The sequence below is a fragment of the Candidatus Paceibacterota bacterium genome (assembly GCA_040905715.1).
Taxonomy (GTDB): domain Bacteria; phylum Patescibacteriota; class Minisyncoccia; order Phycocordibacterales; family CSBR16-193; genus JBBDHZ01.
Map to the genome: position 1 here is coordinate 401570 of JBBDRA010000003.1, position 13419 is coordinate 414988.

The 13419-nt window shown below is 45.9% G+C and carries 13 protein-coding genes and 1 tRNA gene; 8 read left to right on the forward strand and 6 right to left on the reverse strand.

Features of this window, described 5'->3' with window-relative positions:
* Positions 1-33 precede the first annotated feature (33 nt).
* From WD312_03150 to WD312_03175, 6 genes are all read left to right on the forward strand, one after another.
* Positions 34-1107 carry a hypothetical protein gene (locus tag WD312_03150; protein ID MEX2564085.1) on the forward strand — a complete coding sequence of 358 codons (1074 nt, stop codon included), beginning with the start codon at positions 34-36 and terminating at the stop codon, positions 1105-1107.
* A 78-nt stretch (positions 1108-1185) separates the two neighbouring features.
* Complete coding sequence (locus tag WD312_03155) at positions 1186-2304, forward strand: putative peptidoglycan glycosyltransferase FtsW (GenBank protein MEX2564086.1); 1119 nt, start codon at positions 1186-1188, stop codon at positions 2302-2304.
* A 9-nt stretch (positions 2305-2313) separates the two neighbouring features.
* Complete coding sequence (locus WD312_03160; protein MEX2564087.1) at positions 2314-3435, forward strand: UDP-N-acetylglucosamine--N-acetylmuramyl-(pentapeptide) pyrophosphoryl-undecaprenol N-acetylglucosamine transferase; 1122 nt, start codon at positions 2314-2316, stop codon at positions 3433-3435.
* A 20-nt stretch (positions 3436-3455) separates the two neighbouring features.
* On the forward strand, positions 3456-4829 hold the full coding sequence (gene gltX / locus WD312_03165; protein MEX2564088.1) for a glutamate--tRNA ligase: 1374 nt from the start codon (positions 3456-3458) through the stop codon (positions 4827-4829).
* Between the two features lie 56 nt (positions 4830-4885).
* Positions 4886-6229, forward strand: a complete 1344-nt coding sequence (locus WD312_03170; GenBank protein MEX2564089.1) for a peptidoglycan DD-metalloendopeptidase family protein — start codon at positions 4886-4888, stop codon at positions 6227-6229.
* A 930-nt stretch (positions 6230-7159) separates the two neighbouring features.
* On the forward strand, positions 7160-8110 hold the full coding sequence (locus WD312_03175; GenBank protein MEX2564090.1) for a tyrosine-type recombinase/integrase: 951 nt from the start codon (positions 7160-7162) through the stop codon (positions 8108-8110).
* 66 nt (positions 8111-8176) lie between these two features.
* Here the strand turns inward: WD312_03175 and WD312_03180 are convergent, their stop codons facing one another.
* Positions 8177-8662 carry a hypothetical protein gene (locus tag WD312_03180; protein ID MEX2564091.1) on the reverse strand — a complete coding sequence of 162 codons (486 nt, stop codon included), beginning with the start codon at positions 8660-8662 and terminating at the stop codon, positions 8177-8179.
* Between the two features lie 685 nt (positions 8663-9347).
* On the opposite strand from WD312_03180, the gene WD312_03185 reads away from it, so the two are divergent.
* On the forward strand, positions 9348-9695 hold the full coding sequence (locus tag WD312_03185; GenBank protein ID MEX2564092.1) for a hypothetical protein: 348 nt from the start codon (positions 9348-9350) through the stop codon (positions 9693-9695).
* A 52-nt stretch (positions 9696-9747) separates the two neighbouring features.
* On the opposite strand, the gene WD312_03190 is transcribed toward WD312_03185, so the two are convergent.
* From WD312_03190 to WD312_03210, 5 genes are all read right to left on the reverse strand, one after another.
* A complete protein-coding gene (locus tag WD312_03190) occupies positions 9748-9957 on the reverse strand; it encodes a ChaB family protein (GenBank protein ID MEX2564093.1) in 210 nt (69 codons plus the stop codon).
* Between the two features lie 127 nt (positions 9958-10084).
* Positions 10085-10157: transfer RNA gene (locus WD312_03195), tRNA-Ala, on the reverse strand.
* 353 nt (positions 10158-10510) lie between these two features.
* Entirely contained in the window at positions 10511-11392 is an 882-nt protein-coding gene (locus WD312_03200) for a rhodanese-related sulfurtransferase (GenBank protein ID MEX2564094.1), read from the reverse strand.
* Between the two features lie 11 nt (positions 11393-11403).
* Positions 11404-12033 (reverse strand): exonuclease domain-containing protein, encoded by a 630-nt coding sequence (locus WD312_03205; GenBank protein MEX2564095.1) that lies wholly within the window; start codon positions 12031-12033, stop codon positions 11404-11406.
* Between the two features lie 311 nt (positions 12034-12344).
* Positions 12345-12707 carry a hypothetical protein gene (locus tag WD312_03210; GenBank protein MEX2564096.1) on the reverse strand — a complete coding sequence of 121 codons (363 nt, stop codon included), beginning with the start codon at positions 12705-12707 and terminating at the stop codon, positions 12345-12347.
* A 326-nt stretch (positions 12708-13033) separates the two neighbouring features.
* On the opposite strand from WD312_03210, the gene rpmA reads away from it, so the two are divergent.
* On the forward strand, positions 13034-13318 hold the full coding sequence (gene rpmA, locus WD312_03215) for a 50S ribosomal protein L27 (protein ID MEX2564097.1): 285 nt from the start codon (positions 13034-13036) through the stop codon (positions 13316-13318).
* The last annotated feature ends 101 nt before the right edge of the window (positions 13319-13419 follow it).

A 13419-nucleotide genomic window follows, 5' to 3' on the forward strand; every position in this document is an offset into this window, starting at 1 on the left:
CCGCCATGAAGGCTTCACGCTATAATCTCGTCTATGATCATCGATATCGTTAAAGTTATTCTCCCGGCAATTCTTGCGTTTTGGATCGGTATCGCGATCACGCCGTTTCTGACTGATTTTCTTTACAAGCACCAGATGTGGAAGAAGAGATCCGGGAAGAAGGACTCGAACGGCATTGCTACGAAGATATTCAACCAACTTCACAAGACACGTGAGGTGGGCACACCGAGATTAGGCGGTGTTGTTATTTGGGCATCGGCCACCATTACCATTGCAACTATCTGGTTGATGGCTTTCTTTGCCCCCAACGATCTGACCACCAAGCTAGACTTCCTCTCGCGGAGCCAAACCTGGGTACCGCTTGTAACACTGCTCGTGGGTGCGTTTGTTGGTCTTGTCGATGATCTCTTTGAGATAACCGGTGTTATTTCAAGAGTGTCGGGTGGACTTTCGCTTAAGGTACGTCTCGCGATCGTAACAACTGTCGGCGTGCTATGCGGCCTCTGGTTCTTTATGAAACTCGATGTGACCGCTATAGGACTGCCGTTCGTTGACGCGCTCCAGATCGGCTGGCTTATTGTTCCACTTTTTGCCATTGTCCTGATCGCCATCTACTCAGGTGGTGTCATAGACGGGATAGACGGTCTTGCCGGCGGTGTTTTTGCGTCTATGTTTGCCGCTTACGCAGGCATTGCGTTCTATCAACAACAGATCAATCTTGCCGCTTTCAGTGCAATGATGGTCGGTGCAATCCTAGCGTTCCTCTGGTTTAATATTCCACCCGCCCGTTTTTATATGTCTGAGACCGGCTCGATGGCTCTCACGATCACGCTTGGAGTCATCGCCTTCATGACCGACTCGCTTGGTGGGGGATACGGTCTTTTGGTGCTTCCGATCATCGGATTTCCGCTCGTGATGACCGTTCTCTCAAATATTATCCAGGTTACCTCAAAACGATTACGAGGAGGCAAAAAAGTATTCCTTGTTGCTCCGATTCACCATCATTTTGAAGCTATCGGCTGGCCCGCATACAAGGTCACGATGCGTTACTGGATCCTCGGTATCGTTGCCGCACTCTTAGGAATGATCTTAGCCCTCATTGGTTAGGTCTTCGCAAGATACAAGATCGAGCTGTTTCAGCGGCACGTACGCACAACTCGAAAAGTCACGCCTCGTACGTACACCATGACTACTCACAAACGCACATTTGACCGACCGTTTTTCATAGCCGCTCTCATTCTTGTTGTAGGCGGCTTTTTCATATTTATTTCTGCCTCACTAGGACTCCTTGCACAAGAGAGGGTTACTTTTTCTGATGTTGTATTAAAGCAGTTCCTTTTTGGTTTAGTTGGTGGAACCGGGGCAATGTTCATTGTGAGTCATATACACTACCGTAACTGGCGCGCGTATGCGTTCTATGTTTTTTGTGCGTCGATTATTCTGACGCTTCTTGTTTTTATACCTCAGATCAGTTTTGAGCATGGTGGCGCCCGGCGATGGCTTTCACTCGGGCCGTTCACACTTCAACCATCTGAGGTTCTTAAGATCGGATTCGTTATCTATTTTGCTGCTTGGCTTTCCGGTGTGCGAAAGCGTGTTCACACATATTTATACGGGCTTCTACCATTTCTTGTTTTACTTGTTATAACCGGAGCAATAGTACTCGGTCAGCGAGATACTGACACCTTTGCCATGATCGTGTTCGCGGGACTCGCTATGTACATGGTTGCCGGAGCGCGCTGGCGTCATATAGGTATTGTGATAGCAGCCGGACTAAGCGGGGCAGTGGTACTCGCATTATCACGACCATATATTATGGGTCGCATTCTTACGTTTCTTGATCCCACGCAGGATCCGCTTGGCGCCAGTTACCAGATCCGTCAATCCTTGATCGCGATCGGTTCCGGTGGATTTTCCGGACGAGGTTTTGGCCAGAGCATCCAAAAGTTTGGCTTTCTGCCTGAACCTATCGGAGACTCCATCTTTGCAGTTGCCGCAGAGGAGTTCGGTTTCATTGGAAGCTTCGCGATCATTGCGCTTTTTATCTTTTTTGCATATCGAGGTCTTTACATCGCGGCTCGGGCTCCTGATTTCTTTTCTCGACTTTTGGTGGTCGGAATTGTTATACTGATCGTTGTCCAATCATTTATGAACATAGCGGCAATGCTTGGCATGATTCCGCTCTCCGGAATGCCGCTCTTGTTCATAAGTCACGGCGGTACTGCACTTATAATAACCCTTGTTGAGGTTGGTATTATACTCAACGTATCCAAATATATGACCAGTAAACCTTCTAACTTTTAAGCCTGATACATGAAAATAGTATTTACCGGAGGCGGAACAGGCGGACACTTCTACCCGATCATAGCCGTTGCTGAACAGCTCCAGAAAAAACTAGAGAACGAACACCAGAGCGATTCGTCAACGCTGTACTATATTGCTCCCGAAGCATACGACGAAGCGATGCTTCAAGCTGTCGGACTACAGTATGACAGCATCCCGGCCGGCAAAGTGCGACGGTATTTTTCCTTTCAAAACGTACTCGATGTTTTTAAAACCATTGCCGGTATTTTCTTGGCTATTTGGAAACTATTCTTACTCTATCCTGATGCCGTATTTGCGAAAGGCGCGTACGGGAGCGTGCCGGTACTCTGGGCGGCTCGTATACTACGTATCCCGGTCGTGATCCACGAATCAGACAGTGTGCCCGGCAGAACAAATAGGTGGGCCGCAAAATTTGCTACTAGAATCGCTGTTTCCTACAAAGATGCCGCTCGTTATTTTCCAAAGGAAAAGGTTGCCCACACCGGCCAGCCGGTACGAGAACATATTCAGAAACCAATTAAGGAAGGGGCTCGAGATCACTTTGGCATCACATCAGACGTGCCGGTATTACTGATACTTGGCGGGTCACAAGGAGCACAGAACATTAACAGCGCGATCATTAACGTATTACCTCAACTCCTCAATGAGTACGTTGTGATCCATCAGACAGGGGAGGGGAATCTCGAAGAAACAAGTGAGGTGGCACGAGCGATCCTTCATGAACATGAACACGGTGAACGTTATATTCCGGTTGGCTCACTGAATAGCACCGAAATGGCGTACGCGGCGGGTGCGGCGTCGCTTGTGATTTCTCGAGCCGGATCAACGATCTTTGAGATCGCTCAGTGGGGGATTCCGAGTATTATAATTCCGATTGAAGACTCAAATGGAGACCATCAGCGTACAAACGCCTTTTCCTACGCCCGCATCGGCGCCGCAAGCGTTGTCGAAGAGTCAAATCTCACAGTCAATATTCTTCCTTCAGAGATCCGACGAATTCTCAAGCAGCCAGAGGTGTATGAACAGATGAAGAAAAGCACCCAATTCTTCGTATACCCTGACGCCGCAGAGATCATTGCTAACGAACTCTACACCATTGCACAGCACTAACACCAGAACTAAAACTATTTATGAATTCAGACCCATCAGCAGCGATCATAACTCGTTTCCCACCCTCACCAACAGGGGTTCTTCATGTTGGTAGCTACCGCACAGCCCTCTACAGCTGGTTATATGCACGGCAGAATAACGGTACCTTTGTTCTTCGAATCGAAGACACGGACAAGGAACGAAGTACTCCGGAATTCGAAACGAATATTTACGAGAGCCTTAACTGGCTCGGCATCGAGGCCGATGACGCATACAGGCAGTCCGATCGTAGTGCCCGTCACGCCGAGGTGCTCCAACAACTTATTGATAACGGACAAGCATATATATCAAAAGAAGAAGTCAAAAAAGAAGGACAGCGAGCAGAAGTGATCCGCTTTAAAAACCCGAACGAAGAGGTCGTGTTTCGTGATGCAGTGCGAGGAGACGTTACATTTGATACAACCGACCTAGGAGATTTTGTAATAGCCAAAAGCATGAACGAGCCGCTCTACCATCTAGCAGTTGTTGTTGACGACTACGACTCCGGCATCACTCACGTCATTCGCGGTGAAGACCATATATCAAATACACCTCGTCATATACTGATCCAGAAAGCGATCCAGGCACCTCGTCCGATCTATGCGCATATACCGCTTATACTAGCAACGGACAAAAGCAAACTATCCAAAAGAAACGGAGCCCGAGCGATCCTTGAATATCGTGATGAGGGATTTCTCCCTGACGCAATTTTAAACTACATGGCTCTCTTGGGCTGGAACCCGGGAACTGAACAAGAAATATTTTCCCGTGATGAACTTCTTAAGGAATTCTCACTTGAACGCATCCACAAAGGCGGGGCAATATTCAGTGAAGAAAAAATGCGCTGGATAAATCGTGAACACATTAAACGTCTTCCAGTAGACACTCTTCATACATTCCTGCGAGAATTCCTTTTGCGATCACCGCGATTAACCGAGAAGAAATGGAAACTAACGAACGAGGTCTTTGATCGTATCGTACCTATCATAACTGAGCGGATCGAGACCTTTAAGGATGCCACTGAGCTGCTCACCAGCGGCGAGCTTGATTATTTTTTCGAAGCCCCGACCTACCCTGACGCACAAGCACTCGTTTGGAAAAAGAGCACCCTTGAAAAAGCACGCGAGCACCTATCTACTGTATACAACACTCTTGAGGGTCTGCCGGAAAATGCATTCGAGTACGACAAGCTAAAGGAGTCGCTCTGGGACTATGCAGAGGCAGAAGGGAAAGGGGATGTTCTCTGGCCACTTCGCTACGCCCTTTCCGGGAAAGAAAAGTCACCTGACCCATTTACATTAACTGAAGCACTCGGAAAAACAGAAACACTTACGCGCGTAAAAAACGCTCAACAAAAACTAGATTCAGCGTTATAATAGCTTTACGTTACAAATTTCGTAATTAAGAGTTCGTAAGGTATCATATACTGTTGATGCAACTATTTCTAAAACACTGGCGTGAGCTCATATTCGGACTCTTTAGCGTTGCTCTCCTGGCAACAAGCATTGTTGCTGGCCCAACCGGCCTACAGGGAAGCGAGATCGATGACCTTCGTAGGCATATCCAAGAGAGACAAGGGCAGATCGACAACCTAGAAAAGGAGATCAAAAAATACGAAAACGAGCTCAACCAAACCAGCGCTGAAGCAGAAACCATTGAGCAAAAATTAGCTGAATTGAGAGCCTCCCGATCAAAACTTGAAGCAGAGATAGGAGTTGCTCAAAACCAGATCTCTTCTAAGAGCTATACCATAGACAAGCTAGCGCTTGAAATGGGCGACATTGAAGAACGTGTTGCACTCCACCGAGAAGCGGTAGCTGAGATCCTCCGAGAAATAGATCAAGAGGACAATACCACATTGATCGAAGCAATGTTGATCCACGGCACTATTTCCGGCCTCTGGGATGAGATAGAATCACTCGACCAGCTCCAGGAAGGAGTGCATTCACGGATTGAGTCACTTATAGAACTGAGGGAAGAAATGGAAGAAAAGCAGATCGAGACGATCCAAACCAAAGAAGAACTTGAAAAGTGGCGTGCCACACTGAGCGACAAGAAACAAATACTAGAGAGCAACGAACACGAGCAATCAAAAGTGCTTGGTGCAACTCGAAGCAAGGAGGAGCAGTATCGAGCTATCTTGGCCGAGAAAAACCGTCAACATGAGGAATTTGAAAAGGATGTAGCACGACTTGAATCCGAGCTTCAGATCGCCATTGACCCGAACAAGTTCCCGGAAAGAGGGACCGGTGTATTAGCAAGCCCGGTACCTGACATGTCACTACGTTCATGTTGGGACGGTGGAGGAAGCCATGCCAACTGTGTTACCCAATACTTTGGACACACAAGCTTTTCAAAACGCACAGCTGCCTATAAAGGCAACGGGCACAACGGTCTTGATTTTCGAACGAGTGTCGGCACTCCAATCTCCGCACCACTTGGCGGAGTAGTAAGAGCAACAGGCAACACTGATGCTATACCGGGTTGCTACTCGTATGGTAAATGGGTGCTCCTAGAGCATTCGAACGGCCTTTCTACCATGTACGCTCATCTTTCCTTAATTAAAGTATCACAAGGTCAAGGCGTATCTACGGGAGACGTGATCGGGTACGCCGGAAATACAGGATTCTCGACCGGACCACACCTTCACTTCACCGTATACGCTACCGAGGGTGTGCGTGTGGTAAAATATACTAGCAGCAACGGATGCAAAGATGCGACCATTCCGATCGCCGACCTTAATGCATATCTAGACCCGATCGACTACCTGAAATAATAGAAGAGTACCGTATGGCAAGACATCCATCACATGATAAATCGGGGAGTAGTGGATTTATCAGACATGTAATTCTTGTCGTCGTCGCCTTATTATTCATCCAATTCTATTTTGGCGTTGATGTATATGGCTGGCTGCTGTCCTGGGGACCACTTTTCGACCAGTATCTGATACAACCGATAGCATCACTGTTTTAAATCTGTTTTTAATACAGGAAAATATTGTGCGAACCTAATTTACAATAACTCTACCTATGCCAAAAATACTAAAACGAATTCTGTTCTTTCTCTTACTGCCGATCTACGGGCCGATCTATCTCTTTTTAAATCTGACCGGGGAATGGTGGGAAGGATTACTTGATTAAGTTTTTTTATTACTGTTTTATTTCTGTACGATCGCAATTAAGTATCAAGAGTTACGATCGAAGAACATAGTTAGGACAAACTCTAAAAAATTCTATCCAAATTCAATCTCACCGGGTTATTTTATCTTCAAAGGTAGATTTGTATCTATAAATGATTTAAAACGCTCACAGAGGCGCACAGAGGCTCAATATAACCTCTAAACCGTTCGCCTGCTCATAAAAGAGCTTAACGAATGATCAACAGTACCAAAAATCAGCCCGCGCCTACAAACCTAGTGGTAGGTAGCATCCTCTAGAAAGGCTATGGGAAGAAGAGCAAACAACATTATTAAGCACGCGACCAAACGAGAATAGAGATAGAAGTAAAAAAGCATAATAATAAAAGAGGTGGGGGTAGATAGTACTAACCATGTCGTCACCACTTTTTACGCACTTTTTTATGTATGGGCAGGGAGGTGGAAAGACGCAGGATGAGGGTTTATAATTAGACTGTGTTTATGAGAAAAAACAGGTCTTGTTCGTTTTACATATATTGTGCGAACAATACTCTATGATACACTTATACTATGAAAAGCGACAAACCTATCACTGCTCATATACTCCCCTTTCTCGATTACTGCGAGATCGAGAAAGGGCTGTCGAGTAATACTCAACGCAACTACAAACAGTACCTGCAGGTCTTTGAACTCTGGCTTACAAAGACGGGGAACAGCACTCTCCTCCCCCACAACCTTACTGCCGAACATGTTTGGGAATATCGATTATATCTTGCTCGAACCTATAAGTCCCCTGCCGGTAAGCATTTGAGTAAAAAATCTCAGAATTATTATTTGATCGCGCTCCGGGCTTTACTTAATTACTTTTCTGATCGCGACATGGGGTCACTACCTTCTACAAAAGTGAAACTTGCAAAGCAGAAGACCGAAGAGGCTATATCTTTTCTTGAATACAACGACATTGAATCCATTGTGGCAGTACCGGACACTTCTACCCCGAAAGGTCTGCGAGACCGAGCGATTATGGAACTCCTGTTTTCATCAGGAATGCGTATTGCGGAACTCGTCGCGCTTGATCAAGATCAAATGTCTTTTCTCAAGGACGGCTCAACTGACAAAACATATGAGCTTGCGATCGTAGGCAAAGGCAATCGTGTTCGTACAATTTTCATCTCTCCTCGAGCAGCTCAGTGGCTTCGCGAATATCTTGGTTCACGAGGTGATGTAGAGAAACCACTTTTCAGTAACATCCGATCACGTGACCCGGGAAACAAGCGACTCTCTCCCCGATATATTCAAAAGATGATCTCCCAATGCGCCATGCTTGCCGGCATCTCAAAGAAAGTAACTCCGCACACGCTTCGCCACACATACGCCACCGACCTTCTCTCCCACGGAGCAGACCTCAGAAGTGTACAAGAGCTTCTTGGTCACAAAAATGTCTCCACTACTCAGGTATACACACACGTCACCAACAAACAGCTTAAAAATATTCACGAAAAATTTCACGGTAAGAAATAAGCAACAGAAAGCATATAGATGGAACGAACAAAAACCTCTCGCCAAAGGCGAGAGGTTTTTGAGATGCTATCGTTGAGCGATCTGACTTCTTCCCGACCAACACGGTTTAGATGCTGACCATGGCTGAAGTCCTTGATCCTCGTAGAGAAGCTTGGCATATGCCAGGTTTCCCTCAAGACTGTAAATGTTGTAACCGAGCTCTTCCGCGCGTTCGAGGTGGTATCGCTCGTTGATCTGCATGACACCAACGTCATTTGAATCAACATAACCTCGTAAAACAGAACCGTTCTCTTTATACTGTCTTACTCGAGACTCACACCAAGCGACATCATACATCTCCGGTGAATCAGCGAAATAAGCGCGCACGATCTCGTCGGTAGTTAATCCTTTGTTTGATCCTTCCTTATCTGCCTGAGCCTCATCAACATCATTACTTTGGGCAATTTCAGCATCCTGTTGCTCGCTTTGCTCAACTGCAATAACGTTTATCGGTTCAAGTGATATCGGTGAATCAGCGGTAACTCCTGCTACTGATATATGCGTTACAAGCATTCCAATCGTTGCAAGACGTAATATAAGCCTATCACTAGTAGTAATGCCCTTATATCAAGCCGGGTACCACAATTACTAGAGAGGACTTCCCTCTCTACAACCGCAGTGAGTGAGAAAAAGTGGCTTGCTAAGGGGTGCTCTCGTCTCATTTCGTGCAGGGTCAACCCATCGATCCTGCTGTGAAATGACGAGATCTCCGCAGCCTTCAACAGGTATACAATAACACACTGTTATATTTTGTCAAGTATTTTTGAATTTAAGTTTAACTCTCCTGGATCCGTGGTATAGACGGGATCACAGACGCCAAAAATGAACTGAAAACAAAAAAATGCCGGCTACGGCAACGCAGATAAACTAGCACACTTCCCTCTTCCTTGCAAGAGATATTTCAATAATACTGCTCTATTGAGCGTTATTTTATAAATACCATACTTGTGAATACGTTGCACCATTCTATCGAATCAGTAAGGCAGACAAGTAGAGTGATATTTACTCTGTTCCCTCCCCTTGCCTAACTCAACTGTACTTTCATTAGGATATGTGAGGTTTTTTGAGCATACTTTTTTTCATACGAGCTATACCTGGACAGTACCTAGACATTTTTCTAATATGTGATATAACTGTTTCAGTAATTCTTACGTATTTTGTTCAACCTGGCAGGGACCGCCAACCATGGAGAAAGGCCATGAAAGAAATTATGAGGAAAAGAGAGGAAAAGATCCGAGCGTTCCACCGAATGACCGCAGAGGAAGATCTCTGGGGAATCTATGAGTTCTGCCAAAGGGACCGGAGACTCACTGTGCTGTGGAAGGACATGTGCGAATATGCCAGCGTCTACCATAGGCACGCCGTTCGTCCACTTGCAAGAAAGTTTAAAGAAGGACGAGGGGTCTCTGAGGCAGAGAAGATTTTCTACCTCTACCTACAGGCTGAGTTCCTCAGGAGACAGCAGATGCTTCGAAAACAGCTTGCGAAAAAAGGCAAAGAGATGAAAGCTGTTTACGCTTCCACGTTGGCAAACAAGTTCTGTTAACCGCCCCAGCAGTATGGCTGCGGGCGGTTTTTCATTTTAATAGCTACGCCTTTTACTCCTTAGGGTGCCATTTACCATCACTTCCCTTTTCGTATTTTTCCTTAACTGCCGCCCAGGCAACACGGGCAGCGCGACTTTCTTCTCCGTCATATTGCTCCATTGCACTATTGTACGCCTCCATCCAAATATCCTGTGCGTGAGGCACGTCCTCTAATGGATCTTGAACCTGCTTTGGAAGATCTTCCCTTTTTGAATATGGCATGCAATAAAAGACACACCTCCGGACAGATGATTACACAAATACTTCCTGTCGGGAGTATTTTGACGCAGTACTTCGCACTATCGTGCTTGCACTGCGTAGCTCGATGCGGCAGCATCGAGCGAAGCAGTGGACCTGAGGGGATTTGAACCCCTTGCCTCACGCATGCCATGCGTGCGCTCTACCAATTGAGCTACAGGCCCCAGTGAGGAGCGGTCGAAAGCTTGCTTTCGTTCCGTCCGAACGCCGGGTCTGCAAGATCTTCTTACAGGCCCGAGTGAGAAGCAGAATGCAAATTTTTAATTTATATTCTCTTCGAACGAGGGTTTGCAAGCTTTGCTTACTCCAACAAGCGAAGGAGAAAACAAAAGTTTACTTTTATTTTTCCTGAGCGCAGTTGGAGCAGGCTTTGCCTACAGGCCCCAGTGAGGAGCGGTCGAAAGCTTGCTTTCGTTCCGTCCGAATGCTGAGTCTGCAAGTTTCGTCTAACCCCTCCTCCTATCTGCTAGAGAATACCACATGTCTCGAACGATAGAAATAATAATACTCCGAATCTCTATTCTTTCGTATGGGACGTAGCAGATGAGACGCACCGACCACAACACTCTCCCCTATCTTCAGACGAGCACGACGTACAACAGATAAAATGCCTATTGCACTCAGCCTCTTTGCAATTAATATACCGTTCGCACTTTTCTTCACACAGCTCACAGTGACCAACAACATCCGACGAGGAAGTATCCATTACAACACGACCGTCAAATACATACAATTTCCCCTTGAAATGCTTTCCCGGGTACTTCTTCACATACTGATCAATTCCACCCTGGAGCTGATACACATTCTTTAATCCTCCCTGTTTAAGCACGTGAGCAGTCGCCTTTTCACAACGTACCCCTCCGGTACAAACAGACACAACAGGGCGATCTCCAAGGTCTTTTACTTTTTCCGGAAGCTTTTGAACATCACGAAAGGTATTCATGCCTGATGGTACTGTTTTATCTAAACACCCGACCGCAAGCTCGTAGTCATTTCGCATATCAAGCACATAGAACTCCCTACCTTCTTCATACCATTTATGCAGTTCATCCGGAGTAATATATGGTGCACTCTCCTTACTAGGATCCACTCCCTTCACACCCGAGCTCACGATCTCATTACGTACCTTTATCGATAGTTTTGGAAAAGAAGAACCGGTGCCCTCGCTCTTCTTGAAAACAATATCCGCAAATCGCGCATCCTTCTTGAGTGTCTCACAGTACACCTCGATACTCTCTGATTCCCCCTCAAGGGTTCCATTTATACCCTCTTCAGCAAGAATAACCCGTCCGGTCAGACCAAGCTCACTACACAGCTTCCACTGGGCATCACGAAGAGCAGCAGGATCTTCAACGGTAACGTACTTGTAATATAGAATGACATTGTGACTGCTTTGCATAGGTAGTTACTTTACCTTTTTGCACCACTCTCTTCAAGCCACGGAATCGAGTGGTCAAAGAACTTCTCAAAACTTGAGCGTTGATACAGTAGCCGTGACAACGACTCCGCTTCCCAAACGGCGCCATTAAGCGAGTTGTGCGGATGAGGCTCGGCTGGAATACCAACGTATTTGTAGATATCCTCACCTCGAAGTTTTGAAAAGCCATTTTCAGACACCGGAGGCGCTACGCCACGCGCTACCATGTGTGCGTAGCAAACAGAGTGGAGATCCACAATGCGTTTTGGCACAACGCTCCCCGACTCAAGACCAACCGTGATCCCGCCCCGCCTTGCTGCAGCCATAATAAATAGAAGATCAAAATGATGATTAAGTCCACCAAAAACATAGTCATTTTGTTGAGCAAGCCACTCTGAGAACTTCGCGATAAGCTGTGCATCACTGCACTTCTCCTCATCCATAATCTCGTCTCGGGTAAAACCATTCACATTGAGCGCCTCCTGATGTATCTCAGCCCCATTCCAAACCCGACACTCCATATAAAAGGTCTTATTGGTATCTACCAAGGAAACCGCCCCGAGAGACACAATGCTCGATCGATCTGGATCAAGTCCGGTTGTTTCGATATCAAGAACTATCATTTGCTACTACGTATGTGATACGTTACATCTAATAAAAATTACTGATACGACAACGTGCGCCTTACCCTCTCGCTGAATCGCACTGCTTTCACCCGAACATATGCATACTGCCTGCCAATGAGCGGGTATCGAACAAGAAAACTGTCTCGCTTATGAGCAAGCCATGGCCAGCGCAAAGACAGAATGCTAAGCCCAATGATAATAAACAATACTCCTTGCAAAATAGGTAAGACAAGGCCAATAACACCGATGAGGAGACACAAGATCCCGCTTACATATATACCTATTGTTTTAACTGATGCTTTCATATATTAATTATCCAAACCCGGGCAGTTTTTTGCCGGCGTATATCCAGACCGTCGCGCCTCCTCTTCTGTAGCAAATGAGATCTTGTTCTGATCTGCTATTCTGGAAGCGCCTGAACACCAGGCAAAGTGAAATATGTCAGAATTCTTAGAAGCCACGTATAACCCGACATCACCTTCACCTTTTGCCGGAACCGTTCTCTCGATAGTCGGTTCTATGTGTACACTGTCACTCCCGGCCAACCAGCCAAGCGCAAACGATGAAAGCCCGACGCACGCAATTATCAGCGCTACAAGTGCAGACTGCGAAAGCAGGGTCGACCTTACAGGCAATGTGCGTGACTTGGTTTCTTCAGTATAGGGTCGCATCGAGATCTCGTGTTACAGTATACAGGACTCAGGTTTGCTGATAAAGCTTATCTTCTTGATTTATATAAATTTTCTTTGAGAACCAGATATGCTACGCTCCCAAGAGCTAAAAATCGCTTGCAAAAAACTCGTCTTCTTGGCGTTTTCTTCGAAAACGTCCGCGAAGCGAATTTAAGCTTTTTTGGATAACGAACGTTCCATACTACCAGAGCACTGCTTGTATTTCTAATTCACAGCAAAGCTGTTCATAAGAAAACAATGGAGCTTGCAAAAAACTCAAATTCGTATATACTCGTTTTTAAATAGTATCATAGTAGTAGCAATATATGGCACACAAAAAAGCAGGTGGATCTACAAATAACACACGAGATTCAAATCCAAAATATCTCGGTATTAAGAAAAACCACGGTGAAAAGGTTCGCCCGGGGCATATTTTAGTACGTCAGCGAGGCACAAAATTCGTGCCAAGCGACAATGTTGGTATCGGTACTGACCACACTCTCTTTGCACTCGTTCCTGGAATCGTACGTTACTTCGAGCGACGCAAGAAGCGTTTCGACAATACAACCTCACGAAAGAAATTTATAGCTATTGACGAGACTACCGTATAGAACACAGTAGACCCGGACAGATAACAGGCAAACAAACGAAAAAGACCTCGCACATGTGCGAGGTCTTTTTCTATATAATATAATATCTACCTTTGAATCAG

Coding starts and splice junctions, on each gene's coding strand:
- WD312_03190 (MEX2564093.1), bottom strand. CDS start 9,957: ATGCCATATTCAAAAAGGGAAGATCTTCCAAAGCAGGTTCAAGATCCA.
- WD312_03170 (MEX2564089.1), top strand. CDS start 4,886: ATGCAACTATTTCTAAAACACTGGCGTGAGCTCATATTCGGACTCTTT.
- WD312_03210 (MEX2564096.1), bottom strand. CDS start 12,707: ATGCGACCCTATACTGAAGAAACCAAGTCACGCACATTGCCTGTAAGG.
- WD312_03180 (MEX2564091.1), bottom strand. CDS start 8,662: ATGCTTGTAACGCATATATCAGTAGCAGGAGTTACCGCTGATTCACCG.
- WD312_03155 (MEX2564086.1), top strand. CDS start 1,186: ATGACTACTCACAAACGCACATTTGACCGACCGTTTTTCATAGCCGCT.
- WD312_03185 (MEX2564092.1), top strand. CDS start 9,348: ATGAAAGAAATTATGAGGAAAAGAGAGGAAAAGATCCGAGCGTTCCAC.
- WD312_03205 (MEX2564095.1), bottom strand. CDS start 12,033: ATGATAGTTCTTGATATCGAAACAACCGGACTTGATCCAGATCGATCG.
- WD312_03160 (MEX2564087.1), top strand. CDS start 2,314: ATGAAAATAGTATTTACCGGAGGCGGAACAGGCGGACACTTCTACCCG.
- rpmA (MEX2564097.1), top strand. CDS start 13,034: ATGGCACACAAAAAAGCAGGTGGATCTACAAATAACACACGAGATTCA.
- WD312_03150 (MEX2564085.1), top strand. CDS start 34: ATGATCATCGATATCGTTAAAGTTATTCTCCCGGCAATTCTTGCGTTT.
- WD312_03175 (MEX2564090.1), top strand. CDS start 7,160: ATGAAAAGCGACAAACCTATCACTGCTCATATACTCCCCTTTCTCGAT.
- WD312_03200 (MEX2564094.1), bottom strand. CDS start 11,392: ATGCAAAGCAGTCACAATGTCATTCTATATTACAAGTACGTTACCGTT.
- gltX (MEX2564088.1), top strand. CDS start 3,456: ATGAATTCAGACCCATCAGCAGCGATCATAACTCGTTTCCCACCCTCA.